This is a genomic window from Streptococcus sp. UMB1203 (assembly GCF_030217725.1).
GTDB lineage: Bacteria > Bacillota > Bacilli > Lactobacillales > Streptococcaceae > Streptococcus.
On record NZ_JASOOK010000004.1, the window covers coordinates 21,722 to 36,763 of the forward strand.

At 40.6% G+C, this 15,042-nt stretch carries 14 protein-coding genes; 3 read left to right on the forward strand and 11 right to left on the reverse strand.

The window, feature by feature from the left end:
- The first annotated feature begins 22 nt into the window (after positions 1-22).
- Both QP439_RS01795 and QP439_RS01800 read left to right on the forward strand, forming a co-directional pair.
- A complete protein-coding gene (locus tag QP439_RS01795) occupies positions 23-931 on the forward strand; it encodes an ATP-binding cassette domain-containing protein (RefSeq protein WP_285387331.1) in 909 nt (302 codons plus the stop codon).
- Between the two features lie 10 nt (positions 932-941).
- On the forward strand, positions 942-1,694 hold the full coding sequence (locus QP439_RS01800; RefSeq protein ID WP_285387333.1) for an ABC-2 transporter permease family protein: 753 nt from the start codon (positions 942-944) through the stop codon (positions 1,692-1,694).
- Between the two features lie 39 nt (positions 1,695-1,733).
- Here QP439_RS01800 and QP439_RS01805 read toward each other — a convergent pair whose 3' ends face one another.
- The 8 genes from QP439_RS01805 to QP439_RS01840 all read right to left on the reverse strand — a co-directional run bounded on the left by QP439_RS01805 (position 1,734) and on the right by QP439_RS01840 (position 10,172).
- A complete protein-coding gene (locus QP439_RS01805) occupies positions 1,734-2,612 on the reverse strand; it encodes a sensor histidine kinase (protein ID WP_285387335.1) in 879 nt (292 codons plus the stop codon).
- Positions 2,609-3,310, reverse strand: coding sequence for a response regulator transcription factor (locus QP439_RS01810; protein WP_285387337.1), 702 nt, complete (start codon positions 3,308-3,310; stop codon positions 2,609-2,611). Before QP439_RS01810 ends, QP439_RS01805 begins: the two co-directional genes overlap by 4 nt.
- Before the next feature lie 190 nt (positions 3,311-3,500).
- Entirely contained in the window at positions 3,501-4,376 is an 876-nt protein-coding gene (gene aguB / locus QP439_RS01815; RefSeq protein ID WP_285387339.1) for an N-carbamoylputrescine amidase, read from the reverse strand.
- Positions 4,377-4,385: 9 nt separating this feature from the next.
- On the reverse strand, positions 4,386-5,471 hold the full coding sequence (gene aguA / locus QP439_RS01820; RefSeq protein ID WP_084887967.1) for an agmatine deiminase: 1,086 nt from the start codon (positions 5,469-5,471) through the stop codon (positions 4,386-4,388).
- On the reverse strand, positions 5,468-6,595 hold the full coding sequence (nspC, locus tag QP439_RS01825; protein WP_285387343.1) for a carboxynorspermidine decarboxylase: 1,128 nt from the start codon (positions 6,593-6,595) through the stop codon (positions 5,468-5,470). The genes aguA and nspC overlap by 4 nt, the downstream gene beginning before the upstream one ends.
- The gene (locus QP439_RS01830) at positions 6,595-7,854 is read right to left on the reverse strand and encodes a saccharopine dehydrogenase family protein (RefSeq protein WP_285387345.1); all 1,260 of its coding nucleotides are present in this window, start codon (positions 7,852-7,854) and stop codon (positions 6,595-6,597) included. Before QP439_RS01830 ends, nspC begins: the two co-directional genes overlap by 1 nt.
- On the reverse strand, positions 7,851-8,711 hold the full coding sequence (gene speE, locus QP439_RS01835) for a polyamine aminopropyltransferase (protein ID WP_000366713.1): 861 nt from the start codon (positions 8,709-8,711) through the stop codon (positions 7,851-7,853). Before speE ends, QP439_RS01830 begins: the two co-directional genes overlap by 4 nt.
- Positions 8,712-10,172 carry an aminotransferase class I/II-fold pyridoxal phosphate-dependent enzyme gene (locus QP439_RS01840; protein ID WP_223340492.1) on the reverse strand — a complete coding sequence of 487 codons (1,461 nt, stop codon included), beginning with the start codon at positions 10,170-10,172 and terminating at the stop codon, positions 8,712-8,714.
- A 710-nt stretch (positions 10,173-10,882) separates the two neighbouring features.
- Between QP439_RS01840 and QP439_RS01845 the strand changes: the two genes are divergently transcribed.
- Complete coding sequence (locus QP439_RS01845) at positions 10,883-11,578, forward strand: VIT1/CCC1 transporter family protein (RefSeq protein ID WP_285387350.1); 696 nt, start codon at positions 10,883-10,885, stop codon at positions 11,576-11,578.
- A gap of 41 nt (positions 11,579-11,619) precedes the next feature.
- On the opposite strand, the gene QP439_RS01850 is transcribed toward QP439_RS01845, so the two are convergent.
- The 3 genes from QP439_RS01850 to QP439_RS01860 all read right to left on the reverse strand — a co-directional run bounded on the left by QP439_RS01850 (position 11,620) and on the right by QP439_RS01860 (position 15,013).
- Positions 11,620-13,608, reverse strand: a complete 1,989-nt coding sequence (locus tag QP439_RS01850) for an ABC transporter permease (RefSeq protein WP_285387353.1) — start codon at positions 13,606-13,608, stop codon at positions 11,620-11,622.
- Between the two features lies 1 nt (position 13,609).
- Positions 13,610-14,368, reverse strand: coding sequence for an ABC transporter ATP-binding protein (locus tag QP439_RS01855; protein WP_023947666.1), 759 nt, complete (start codon positions 14,366-14,368; stop codon positions 13,610-13,612).
- 372 nt (positions 14,369-14,740) lie between these two features.
- Positions 14,741-15,013: a PspC domain-containing protein gene (locus tag QP439_RS01860; RefSeq protein WP_084949699.1), complete on the reverse strand. Its 273-nt coding sequence runs from the start codon at positions 15,011-15,013 to the stop codon at positions 14,741-14,743.
- Positions 15,014-15,042 lie beyond the last annotated feature (29 nt).

Consider the following 15,042-nt stretch of genomic DNA (forward strand, 5'->3'; position numbering starts at 1 on the left):
AATAAATCAAAAGGGGAGAATCATGAAAACAGTACTCGACATTCATGGATTGTCCAAAAACTTTGACAAACAAGCTATTCTTCAGGATCTTCATCTAACGATAAGAGAGGGAGATATTTATGGACTTATCGGAAAGAACGGAGCTGGGAAGACTACCTTAATCAAAATCATTACGCAACTACTGTTTGCGGATAAAGGAACTGTTTCCCTCTTTTCTAGCCAAACGGAAAATGAGTGGACCAAGGCTCTATCTCGAGTAGGTTCAGTGATCGAATCACCTGTAGCTCATAATCACTTGACAGCCTACCAAAATCTGAAATATTACTGTATGATTCGTCATATTCCAAATGCTGATCAAGTCATTCGAGAAACACTGGACTATGTAGGTTTGCCAGATACAGGTAAAAAAGTCTTTCGTGATTTTTCGCTAGGAATGAAGCAAAGACTTGGTATTGCCATTGCTCTCCTATCCAAACCAGATTTCCTAATCTTAGATGAACCTATCAATGGTCTCGACCCAATCGGTATCAAAGAATTTCGACTAATGATTCAACGGCTCAATCAAGAACAAGGGATAACCATTCTCATCTCTAGCCATATCTTGTCAGAACTCTACCTCGTAGCTAATCGTTTTGGTATTTTAGATCAAGGCAAGATTATCCGTGAAATCAGCAAAGCTGAATTTGAAACACTAAGTGAGGATTATATTGTGCTTAAGACAGCCGACCAAGAGAAAGCTTGTCAAGTATTGAAAGAACAAATTCAGCTCCAGTTCAAGGTTGTTAATCCTGAAAACGAAATTCACATCTTTGGTCAGGAACAAGATGTCAAACAGATTCTCAAGGAATTAACCTTGGCAGATGTTGACATTGACGAGATTTACTACGCCCGTCAAAACCTAGAAGAATACTTCACTCAATTGGTCGAATAGGAGGAAAATCATGATACATACCATTCAAGCAGACTTTTACCGTCTTTTCCGTTCCAAAGGTTTTTGGATTACAGAGGTCATTCTCTTTGCTCTCATGCTAATGGGTGCCACTATCGGGGCTACAGGCCATCTGATGGCAATCCAGACAGAAGAACCAGAAATTCCAACCCATGGTTGGGACGGTATTCAAGCTCTTATCAATGCGTCTAGCAATGATTCAAATCTTGTTTTTCTCTGCATTATTCTAACATGTTTAGTTCTTGGGGTCGATCTAATCGGCAAGCTTTATAAAAATAGTTTGACAGTTGGCGTTTCTCGTACAGAGTTTTTCTTCGCTAAATCCTTTGTACTAGCAAGCATCGCTCTCTTGCAACTCATCGCCAGCCTTGTGATTGCTTTTGTTCCCTCAACTCTACTGAACGGACTTGGTACGATGCCTGATGGTTTTATTGCCAATCTCCTCTTAATGATTTTCCTTCAATTTCTCTGCCTCCTCGCTTGGCTTTCCATTGTTTCGTTCATCCTCTATGTTAGTCATTCTTATCTTGCCGTATTTATTGGTTATCTGATTAGCTCTATCATCCTTTCTATGCCAATGATCATTTTTCCAAATATCAAAATTTTGCCATATTTGTCCTTGCAATTTACCTATGCTATGACTGCTAATAATGAGTCAATTTTCTATACTATTATAGTTACCTTAGCTGTTATTGTAATCTTTAATATAAGTGGACTGACAGTTTTCAAAAAGAAAAGTCTATAAAAAAGACCTCCTCTAGCCTACAGAGGAGGTTTCTTTTTGTTAAAAATAAATAAAAACCGATAACCACTGTCCATTTGTGCTTAGTTTCATCTCTGCACCGAGAAGATGACATAATTCCTCAGTGATGTAAAGGCCTAAACCAGAGGATTCTTCAGTATCTGATAGATTTTCAGAATAAAAACGGTTGCTGAGATTTTCTATTCTTTTGATGGGCTGTTTGACAAGGTTTGCAATCTCTAAGACAAGCTGTTCCTTTTCCTTTCGCAAAGATAGACGTGCTTCTTCCTTGCCATGTTTGAGGACATTCCCAAGCAGATTTTGTAAAATTCGATCCAGTAAGTCTTCATCAGTCATCATTTTTAAACCAGTTTCAACCTTAAAATCAAGCGTGATATTTGCCGCCTGAAAAACATCATAATAAGCCAAAGTCTTTTTGGTGATAAAAGCTGAAAGGTCCACTTCTTCCAGTTTCGGTTTGACAGCTCCTTCCATCAAACGACGGTATTCTAGGAGTGCCTCCAAACGTTTGGAAACTAAATCAAGATGCTGGGCTATTTTTTGTAAGGTTTCTGCTTTGTTTTCAGGAGTTTTTATCAATTGTTGGGTGTAGCCTGAAGCGATAGTCAAAGGCGTCCGAATATCATGAGCGATATTGCTGATGGCCATATCCAGAGTCTGCTTTTCCCTTTTCATAACCAACCGAGATTGTTCTACTTCCTGAAATAGATTCTCAATCTGCTGGTAGAGATGTAAAAAATGTTTGGAAAAAATGCTGACTCCGACTCTTTTCATGCTACCTGTGAGAATCTTGTCTTCAATCTGTTGACTCAAGTTTTTAAGTGCTAGATGGTAGCGAATCAATGCAATCGATAAAATAATTAGGAGTATCAGTAGGACAAAAATTATCATGTAGGTCATTGCTTGTCTCCTTTTAATCTTACCCCAACTCCCCAGATGGTTTCAATATATTCTTGATTTGGGTCAAGCTGGTTTAATTTTTTTCGAAGATTACTCAAATGCGTATTGAGGGTATTATCTCCAGGTAGATAGCTCTCCTCCCAGACCAATTCATAAAGTTCTTCCTTGGTGAAAATTTTCTTAGGGTGTTTAAGGAGAGTTTGGAGAATCAAGCATTCTTTCTTGGCAAGGCGAATCGTTTCCTGGCTATTTTTGATTTCAAAACTTTCTGCATCAAACTGGATATTTTTCAAGTTTTGTGGCAGATTTTCAGTTATTACTATTTCCACAGGCTGTTTTTCTGCACTTTGGCGTAGTTGAACAGTAACTCTGGCAAAGACTTCGTCCAAATCAAAAGGCTTGACTATGTAATCATTGGCACCGTCTAAGAGGTATTGACTGATTAACTTCTTATCGCTCAAAGCTGTTAGCATAATGATTGGAATTTGACTTTGTTCCCTGATGGCTTTTAAAACCTGATCCCCATTTTTCCCAGGAAGCATGATATCTAGCAAAACGAGGTCAATCTCCCCTTGGTCAAAACGCATGATTCCTTCTGTACCAGAAAAGGCTTGAATCACCTCATGTTCCTCAGTAAGAAGTGTTCGCAAAATTTCTTGAATGTCACTATTGTCTTCAATAACCAATATTCTAGCCATAAATACCAACCTTTCTGCAACTATTATAGCATGTTTTATTGATAAATCTTAAACAGAAAAGCTCCTCGCATAAAAGCGCGAGAAAGCCTTAGAGGGTTAAAATACAAAATCTACTTGCTAGATAGCATAGCATTTTTCTGTTGCTAATAAGAAGTTAGTCTAGTAGAATGAATCTCACATTTCTCCCACACTAATCTGTAATTCGTCGATACATTTCTGGTCTTCTATCTCGAAATAAGCCCCAGTTTAGGCGTTCGCTTGCTCCCTTGTCTAGGTCATAAGTAGCTAACAGAACAGCTTCAGCTTGTCTTTCAGCTCGCTCTAGAATAGCTCCTGTTTCATCCGTCATAAAGGAGGAACCGTAGAAGTCAAGACTGGAACTCTGTCCACCATTTTCCTCACTTGGAGTGACTTCCTCTAATCCATAACGATTGGCTGCAATAACTGGGACAATATTTGCTGCTGCATGACCTTGCATAGTACGTTGCCAGTGACCACAACTGTCCGTATCTAGGATAGGCTCAGAGCCAATAGCAGTTGGATAAAAGAGCAATTCAGCACCATTTAACGCAAGACAGCGCGCTGTTTCAGGAAACCATTGATCCCAACAGATACCGACCCCAATCTTGGCATAGCGAGTATCCCAGACCTTGAAACCTGTGTTGCCAGGCGTAAAATAAAATTTCTCTTGATAGTAATGGTCGTCTGGTATGTGGGTCTTCCGATAAACGCCCAGCACTTCCCCATCTGCATCAATGACAGCAATAGAGTTATATAAGACATTGCCATCTTTTTCATAGAAACTGATCGGTAAAACAACTTGTAGTTCCTTAGCAATCGCCTTAAAATGCTGAATGGCAGTATTTTCTACTACAGATTGGGCATGCTGATAGTAGTCATACTTGCGTTCCTGACAGAAATAGGGACGTTCAAACAACTCGGGTAAAAGAATAATTTGTGCGCCTTGTTCTGCAGCATGACGTACTAAACGCTCTGCGGTTTGGATATTTGTTGCCACATCCTTAGCGCATTTCATCTGAATAGCTGCAACTCTTACATTTCTCATCTTTTTCTCCTATTCTGGGATTTGTTGGGTGATACAGTGGATATTGCCACCACCTAATAGAATATCTCTGGCTGGAATTCCGACAACTTTACGGTCTGGGAAACACTTACTGAGGATATCTAAGGCCACTTGATCGTTTTTATCTTGAAACTGGGGAACAAGGACAGCCTTGTTGGCGATATAAAAGTTTACGTAGGAAGCTGCTAGTCGTTCACCTGCGTATCGCTCTTCTTCTCCTTCTTCATAGATGTAGCCTGGCAAATCCTCTTTGGTTACAACTTGATGAAGGGCTGGAATTGGAAGTTTATGAATGGTGAAGTGACGACCTTTTGCATCTGTTTCCTTTTCTAAAAGCGCTAAATCAGCTGCTGACATGGCATATTGAGGATCGCTTTTGTCGTCTGTCCAAGCCAAAACAAGCTCAGCAGGACCAACAAAGGCAGCAACATTGTCAACGTGTTCATTGGTTTCGTCCTGATAAATACCATAAGGAAGCCAAATGACTTTTTCAGCTCCAAGGTACTCTAATAAGGTACTCTCGATTTCCTCTTTAGTCAGATGAGGATTGCGACCAAGACTGAGAAGGCAACTTTCAGTTACGATAATGGTTCCTTGACCATCGCTATGTATCGCTCCGCCTTCTAGGACAAAAGGTTTGGCATCATAAACAGGCATTTCCAAGGACTCAGCAAAACGACTGGCTACTTGGTCATCATCTTCATAATCTTGATAAAGACCATCAACAGCACCACCCCAGGCATTGAAAGACCAATCCATGGCTAATTTCTGGCCTTTATCATTGACAAGAATGGTCGGACCTGTATCACGAGCCCAGGCATCATTGGTGGGAATGTCTAAATAAACAACGCTATCTCCAAGGTAGTCTTGGGCTTCAGCTAAGTAGTCTTGGCCCACCAAAAGATAGACTCTTTCTCCTTCTGCTATGGTTTTTATAATCTGGCTAAATGCTGCTTTAGCAGCTTTTCCTTGAAAAGGCCATGATCCTGGTCGAGTCGGCCATATCATGAGGGTACCATGATGGGGTTCGTACTCTGCTGCCATGCGATAGCCCGCTTTTTTCGGAGTTTCTATCATGATAATCTCCCTTTAAAGTCTTGATAGCCGAAGGCTTTGACCAAGCTACAGTCACCCTGTTCGTCCATGAGATAGAGACTTGGCAATCCAATACCATTAAAGGTATTATTTTTGACAAAAGAATAAATGGCCATATCTTCAAAATAAAGTCTGTCTCCGATTTGAACTGGATTTTCAAAGCTATAATCACCAATCACATCGCCTGTCAGACAAGTATTGGAAGAAAGTCTATAGGTATGGGCTTTTTCCTGTGCCTCAAAGCCATTTCTCAAAGGTGGACGATAGGGCATCTCAAGTACATCAGGCATATGGCAGGTCGCAGAGGCATCTAAAACCAAGATTTCCATACCGTTTTCGACAATATCCAATACTTCAGTTGCTAGATAACCCGCATTGAGCGCAATGGCTTCACCCGGCTCGATATAGACTTCAAGATTATAAGTTTCTCGGATACGCTTGATCTCAGAAATCAGCAAATCCACATCGTAACCTTCTCTTGTGATGTGGTGTCCGCCCCCCATATTGAGCCATTTGACCTCATGTAAGTAGGGACCAAACTGTTCTTCTACAGCTTTCAAAGTTGTCTCTAAATCATCTGCTCCCTGCTCGCAAAGGGTATGAAAATGAAGTCCGTCAACCAAATCTAGCAAATCACTCGGAATCTTGTCTAGAGTAACTCCGAAACGGGATCCAGGGGCGCAAGGATCATAGAGAGCGTGATCTCCTTGAGTTGAACACTGAGGGTTAAGTCGCAAACCCACGCTTACACCAGCTTCACGACAACGAGCCCCATGCTTACGTAACTGTCTCTCTGAGTTAAAGACGATATGGTCCGTTATCTCCAGCAATTCCTCCAAGTCTGCATCCTTGAAAGCAGGTGCAAAAACATGGACTTCACCAGGAAATTCTTCCTTTGCCAATTTGGCCTCATAGAGTCCACTAGCTGTCGTACCAGATAGATACTGGCTAATCAAGGGATAGGTTTTGTAGAGGGAATAGGCCTTTTGAGCTAGCAAAACCTTGCAACCAGCTTCTTCTTGAACATATTGTAGGATACGGCAGTTGGCTTCTAACTTGGCTAAGTCAATGATGTAAGCTGGTGTTGGTACTTGTTCTAGCTTCATTAGTCCACCATTTGTGGGTTTTCTACCACAACCCATGGCAATCCGTACTCATTCAAAGCTTCCATGAATGGATCTGGATCCAATTCTTCAAGGTTGTAAACTCCAGCTTGTTTCCAAGTACCGTTCATAACTAATTTTGTCCCAATCATGGCTGGAACGCCAGTCGTGTAAGAAATTGCTTGTGAACCAACTTCTGCGTAACATTCCTGATGGTCGCAGACATTGTAGATGTAGATGGTCTTTTCAACGCCATCTTTTACACCTGTAAAGATACATCCAATATTGGTTTTACCTACAGTACGTGGGCCAAGGCTGGCAGGATCTGGAAGCAAGGCTTTCAAGAATTGAATCGGAACGATGTCTTGTCCATTAAAGTTAATGGTATCCGTACGAAGGAGTCCAACATTTTCAAGACATTTCATGTGAGTCAAGTAAGATTGACCAAAGGTCATAAAGAAACGAATACGTTTGACTCCAGGAATATTTTTGGCCAATGATTCAATTTCTTCATGGTGAAGGAGATACATATCTTTTTGTCCAACTTGAGGGAAATCGTACTCGCGCTTGATAGACATAGCTTCTACTTCGATCCATTTTCCATCTTCCCAGTAAGAACCTGGCGCAGAAACCTCGCGTAGATTGATTTCTGGGTTGAAGTTTGTCGCAAATGGATAACCGTGGTCACCACCATTACAGTCTAAAATGTCGATATAGTAGATTTCATCAAAATAGTGTTTGAGGGCATAGGCTGAAAAGACACTAGTCACCCCTGGATCAAATCCAGAGCCAAGCAGAGCGGTCAAGCCTGCTTCTTTGAATTTTTCCTGATAAGCCCATTGCCAGGAGTAGTCAAAGTAGGCTGTAAATCCAAGTTCCTTACAGCGTTTTTCGTAGATGGCACGCCATTCAGGGTCTTCTGTGTCTTCTGCTTCGTAGTTTGCTGTATCGATATAGTGAACACCTGTTGTCAAACAAGCATCCATAATTGTTAAATCTTGATATGGTAAAGCTACGTTCAAAACAGCTTCTGGTTTGTAGCTTTCAATCAGGGCAATCACTTCTTCTACCTTGTCAGCATCAAGAGCAGCTGTTTCAATCTTGGTACTTGTTTTACCTTCTAGCTTCGCTTTCAAGTCATCACATTTTGACTTAGTACGGCTAGCAATCATAATTTCTTTAAATGTTTCGCTATCCTGACAAATCTTTGAAATAGCAACTTGGGCAACGCCCCCACATCCAATAACTAATAAACGACTCATTTTTTTCCTTCCTCTTCTTCTAAAATGTCCTCAACATACTTGGGTAACATAAAGGCTCCCACGTGTAAGTTTGCAGTGTAGTATTCTGTGAAAAGCTGGCGTTTTTTCCAGCCTTCCTTGTCAAAATCTTTGACAGGGTGGTATTTTTTCGATGCAAACCCAAATAACCAATAGCCTGCAGGACTGGTAGGGATATGTGCCTGATAAACTCGACTGATTGGGAAGGCTTGATTAACCTTGCGGTGCATGCTTCGGCAAGCTGACTCATCCTCGTCAAAGAAGGGACTCCCATGCTGGTAAATCATGATGCCGTCTTCTTTCAAGGCTCTGTAACTGTTGCCGTAAAATTCCTTGGTAAAGAGCCCTTCCGTGTGTCCAAATGGATCTGTCGCATCGTTGATGATAATATCGTAGTCATCTTCGCAGTTTCGCAAAAAGCGTAGCCCATTTTGGTAGTAAATGGTAACACGAGGATCATCTAGCCCTGCGGCAAAATCTGGGAAATACTCACGACAAACCTCGACCAACATCTCATCCGGTTCCACGATATCGATTTGCTCCAGCTCAGGATAGAGGGTCAATACTTGAGCAACACCTCCGTCGCCACCCCCAATAACCAAAACTTTCTTGGGATTTGGGTGGACAGCCATGGGAACGTGGACAGTCATTTCATTGTAGACAAAATCATCCGCATCTGAGAACAAGACATGCCCATTTAAAATCAAAATCTTTCCAAAAGCTGGCGTATCCAAGACTTCGATATCCTGCCATTCACTTTTTCCAGCGTAGAGTTGCTTGGCTGTTCTCAGGGACAATTTCACATCTGGAGTATGAACTTCAGAAAACCATAAATCCATCTAGTTCTCCTTTCTCTTAATGACGTTGATGTGATTGACCTCGGGATCTTCCGTCCCTTGGAGGGAACAACCACGTTCCTTGGCAAATTGGATATAATCGACAATTTCTCGTGTAATGCGTTCACCAGGAGCTAAGATAGGGATTCCTGGAGGGTAACACATAACAAATTCTCCACAAACCTGTCCAACAGACTCATCTAAGGTCAAACTTTTTCTCTCTGAATAGAAGGCTTCTTGTGGAGACAGCACTAACTCGGGCTGGATATATTCTCCAGCTATCAAGTCCTTCCCATCTCGTGAGTATAGTCTCTTGATATCTGCTAAAGCACCGACCAAGCGCTCGATGTCTTGGATCCGGTCACCAATCGAAATATAGGCCAAGATATTGCCAATATCACCAAACTCAATCTGAATGTCGTATTCGTCTCGTAGGAGGTCATAAACCTCGATACCTGTTAAGCCAATACCCTGAGTGTAAACTGACAGCTTGGTCACGTCAAAATCGCAAACCGAAACACCGTCTATTAACTCTTTTGAGTAGGCATAGTATCCACCGATAGCATTGATTTCACGACGAGCATACTCTGATAACTCAATGACCTTCTCAAAAGACTCTTTACCACGAAGAGCCAAGTTGCGACGCGAAATATCCAGACTAGCCATCAACAAATAAGAGGCGGATGTTGACTGGGTAAGATTGATAATCTGACGTACGTATTCAGGATTCATCTGCTCCCCGATTAAAAGAAGCGAACTTTGGGTCAAACTTCCACCAGACTTATGCATGGAGACTGCTGCCATATCAGCACCTGCATCCATAGCAGAAATTGGAAGTTTATCTGTAAAATGCAAATGCGCTCCGTGGGCTTCATCTACTAAAACCATCATACCAGCTTCATGAGCCATTTTTGTCAATCCCCTTAGGTCTGAACAGATTCCGTAGTAAGTAGGATTGTTAATCAAAATGGCCTTGGCATCTGGATGGTCCTTTATGGCCTTGGCTACTCGATCATTTTCAAGACCTAAAGCGATACCAATTTTAGGATCTACACTCATCTCGATATAGATGGGAATGGCACCACATAGAACCAACGCATTAATAGCAGATTTATGGACATTACGTGGCAGAATAATCTTATCTCCAGCCTTGCAGGTTGACAGAATCATAGTCTGCACCGATGAAGTTGTTCCCCCAATCATGAGAAAGGCATGGGCTGCTCCAAAAGCATCAGCTGCCAGCTCCTCTGCATCCCGAATAATCGAAATGGGGTGACCAAGATTATCCAAGGGTTTCATCGAATTAACATCAATGCCTACACATTTTTCACCTAGCAGTTCGACAAGTTCTGGATTTCCCCGTCCACGCTTGTGACCTGGAACATCAAAGGGAACAATCCTTTTCTTGCGCAACTTCACCATGGCCTCATAAATTGGGGCTTGGTTTTGATCTAACTCTTTCAAGACATACTCCTTTACCGTATTTGTAGCGCCTCAAGAAGACGAAGGCGACTAAAGGTTGACTCATGAAAAAAGAGCAGGTTTTCACCTGCTCTGCAATCTTCTGACGTTTTTATGTTTGTTTCTGTTGAGTATGTCTGTTCCCGATGTTTCCTAACTCTCTAGTAGCAAATATTACGTACTTTATTGATCGTTTCACAAGATGACGTGTGCTTTCACCACACTAAAAATTTATGAATTAGGACAAGTGTCCTAACATCAACTTATAAAAGTAGGCTTTTAACCCTATCAATAATGTGGTTTTTCAACCACGCTTCGGCATTCAACCCTGCCTGTCCGTAGGCATTTTTTACTCGGGTTTATATTTGCTAGAAAACATCATCTCATTTTCTAAGCTCCATTACTATATCATGTTTTTAAAAACTTGTAAAGCGTTTTACGAAAAAAATATAAAAAAGTTCGCAAAATATTTGGATTTTATTTGATTTAATACTAATTATTTTCTTGTAAACGATTATAAAGTGAACAAAATGATTTTCATATTTAATTTAAAATTTTTTATGCAATTCTATACCCCTTACATTCGGTGTTTGATTTATCAGAAAAAATGCTGAAATTTCTACATCATTAAAATCGTGCAACTTTTTTCAGATACTTTTAAAAGATTGATTTCCTTATATTTTTCCTTTATACTGGATAAAAAGGAGTGTAATATGTCAGAAACAAATCACGAAATCGATTCAAATTTTGCAGGTCGTTTAAATATCCTGCGTGCAGGTGTTCTTGGTGCAAACGATGGGATTATTTCCATTGCTGGTGTGGTTATCGGAGTTGCCAGTGCTACAAGCAATATCTGGATTATCTTTTTATCTGGATTTGCGGCCATCTTAGCTGGTGCCTTTTCAATGGCTGGTGGAGAATATGTATCCGTTTCAACTCAAAAAGATACCGAGGAAGCAGCCGTTGCGCGTGAGAAACTCTTGCTAGACCAAGATATGGAACTAGCAAAAAAGTCTCTCTATGCTGCTTATATTCAAAATGGTGAGTGTGAAACCTCTGCTCAACTCTTGACCAACAAAGCCTTTTTAAATAATCCACTCAAGGCTTTGGTAGAGGAAAAATATGGGATTGAGTATGAAGAGTTTACCAATCCTTGGCATGCTGCCATCTCTAGCTTTATTTCCTTTTTCCTTGGTAGCTTACCACCAATGCTGTCAGTGACCATTTTCCCAAGTGAATACCGCATCCCTGCTACTGTCCTTATCGTCGGTGTAGCTCTTCTTCTCACTGGTTACACTAGTGCCAGACTTGGAAAAGCCCCAACCAAAACAGCTATGATTCGGAATCTCGCTATTGGCCTCTTGACTATGGGAGTCACCTTCCTGCTCGGACAACTTTTCAGCATTTAGAAGACAAGAAATACCTCGATTTTGAAGTCGAGGTATCTTTTTTACATTTGTACAATCTTGCGATAGCTTCTTGATGTAATCATGAAAATCAGCACATAGGCGATGAGGAAGATAGCGCAGATAGACAAGGTCACTGTCAACATCATAGTCGTATCCAGTACACCAATCACTTTTAAAATCAGACTAAGCATATGGTAGGCAAAGGCTAGATGTAGGAAGGCAAAAAGCAAAGGAAGGAAGAAAACAGTTAAAACCTGTTTGTTGATGGTTTGCTTGATTTGCTTTTGATCTAAACCAACTTTCTGCAAGATAATAAAGCGTTCACGGTCTTCATAACCTTCAGAAATTTGTTTGTAGTAGATGACCAGAACAGTTCCGACCATAAAGATAATGGATAGGAAAATACCGATAAAGAAGACACCACCAAAGAGGGCACTCATCTGAGAACTAGCATCTGCTAGATTGCTACCATAAACATAGCTACCTTCCTTGTTTAATTGAGCATTAAATTGATTGAGGTATTTATCATATTCTTCAGCAACCTTGAGTTGTTCTTCTTCGCTGGCATTTACATTCATGCCACCGTAAAACTGATTATAGATAGCCGAATCTGGGAATTGATCCAAAAATGCTTGCAAATTAGGAACAACAAGGTAATTGTAATCAGCAGTCAAAATATTAAACTGATTTGGGACATGGTTGACAATGAAATCTTTAGTAAATTCTTCTTTGACAGAAAATTGATGATCGTTCAGAGTTAGAGTTTTCTGTTCTTTAACTCCCTCATTCTTTGCAAAGAGTCCGACCTCATTTCCTGATAGAGACAGTTTTTGACCAGTCATATTTTCATAATCTTTTTGGTCAAATACCATGAAAACTGTTGTGGGTTGGACACGGTTTTGTCCTTTTTCAAAAATAGTTAACTTATTTCCTTCTTGGTTTGCAACACCAAAGTAAGTGTAACGAAGCACTTCTTTCTCTTTAATCTTATAACCTTTGTCACTTGCAAACTGGCTCAAGAGTTTGTCCAAGTCTTCTTGTTCAACATTTTGCCCTGAAACCCCAAAATCATGAGGATTTAGAACTTTTTTAAAGGATTCTGAGGCATTAAAAATACTAGTAGCTGCTGACATGGTTACCAAAACCATTGTTGACAAGATAGCGATAGTTGCTAGTCCAACCGCATTTTTCTTCATACGGAAAATCAAGTTAGAGACTGAGATAAGGTTATTTGGTTGGTAATAGTATTTCTTATTTTTCTTTAAGATTTGGAGGAAAACGGTAATTCCTGCATTAAACAATAGATAAGTACCAAAGATAACCAGTAAAACAGCTAGGAAGAAGGTTGTTAGGGCTGTGAGAGGATCTTTTACAGTAAGGGCAAGATAGTAGCCAATCCCTAAACTTATGGAACCAAGAATAGTTTGTAGAGGTAGGAAACGACCTTTTTTCTCACCACTAGCTTTTTCACGAGAAAGCTGGAGGGCATTCATACGGGCGATTCGAAGGGCATTCAGGAACATGAGGCCTAGGAAAATCAATCCAAAGACAACAAGTACTGCAATGACAACATTCATTTGGAAGGTAGCGACCAGCTCAACCTTCAATTTCATCAGTTTGAGCAAGAAAGCGAAAATTAACTTATCAAACAAGGCTCCAATACCGATACCCGCTCCAACAGTTAGAATCCCAAATACCACTAACTCCTTAAAGGTCATACTGATAAGATGACGCTTTTCCAAGCCCAACATGCCATAAATTCCTAGTTCCTTGGAACGGTTCTTCATGACAAAACTATTGGCATAGAGGACGATAATGGCTGACGCAAGGGTGACGACAAACATACCAAATCCAAGTGTAGCCTGAATGGTTGTTCCTCCACGGATTTCAGCAATCTTGGGATTGAAGGTTAGAGAGTAAAAGAGATAGGTGACAGTGACTGCCAAGAGAACAGCCAGCGCAAAAGGATAGTAGAGTTTGCGGTTTTTAATCAAGTTCGATACCGCTAACTTATTGGTTAATCGAAACATACTAATTCACCTCGCTTGCCATGACAGTCAAGGTATCAGAGATTTCTTGGAACATCTGACGCTCTGTCTTCTCTCCACGGTAGATTTGATTGTAAAGAATGCCGTCTTTGATAAAGAGCACGCGCTTGGCTCTGCTAGCTGCTGCTGTGGAGTGGGTTACCATGAGAATGGTTTGGCCGCGCTCATTGATTTCATCAAAAACATCAAGTAAGGCTGCAGATGACTTGGAATCAAGGGCTCCTGTTGGCTCATCCGCAAGGAGAATTTCAGGTTCTGTGATGATGGCGCGGGCTACTGCTACACGCTGTTTCTGACCACCTGAAATTTCGTAAGGGTACTTCTCTTGCAATTGGTTGATGCCTAGATTCTCAGCTGTCACCACCAATTTCTTCATCATCTCCGTAATAGGTCTCCTTGACAAGACAAGCGGAAGCAAGATATTGTCCTTAACAGACAGAGTATCTAGCAAGTTAAAGTCTTGGAAGACAAAGCCCAGCTTTTCACGACGGAAGCTAGAAGCCTGTGAATTTTTAATGGTTGCGGTGTCAATTCCATTCAAGTAAACTTGTCCACGAGTTGGTTTATCCAGCATAGCTAGAATATTGAGAAGAGTTGATTTACCAGAACCAGACTCACCCATGATGGCAACGTAGTCACCCTTTTCGACGGTAAAGTGAATATCCTTGAGGGCTTCTACTTGGTTGCCCTGAAAACGAGTTTTATAAATTTTTTGAACGTGTTTTACATCTAAAAGTGTCATGAGAATCTCCTTTCTTAATATCCCATCAAATGAAATGTCGCTTGCATCATAGCACATCCAAGTTGAACGCGCTCAATATCTTTGTGGTTTGGTTGTTTTGTTTTCTTCTGTAAGATTTGTTTCATGATGTTACTCCTTTGTTCTTTATGAGTCTAGTTTACATCAAAAAAAGACCGCTTGCCATAACCTAACCTTACAAAAGAGACTTTAATCTTACATTTTTGTAAGATTGGAGGGAATATACCCATTTCATTAAAAATATTTTACCATAAAAAGAAGGCAAGAAGAAAACCCTTGCAGATACAAGGGTTCAAAAATTTTAAAATAGATTAGTCGAATTCATAGACTAACAGTAAAATAATTGTTTCTACCTCACCAAAACCAGCCTTCATTATCGTCAATTGCTTGTGCTTCTTTGCGTTTTCGTGGGCCTGTTCCGTACATTTCTGCTTCGATTTCTTCTTTGGTTGGCATGATAGAAGCTAGGATGATATAGATAATCACACCAAGTCCAAAGTTTGCGACTGTAAAAATGGCAAACAAGAAACGAACAAGGGTAACATCAAAGTTCCATTTGTCTGCTAGACCTGCCAGAACTCCTGAAATCATGCGATTTCGTCTCATTTTATAAAATTTACTGTTCATGGTTTTACCTCTTTCTACTAGGTTAGACT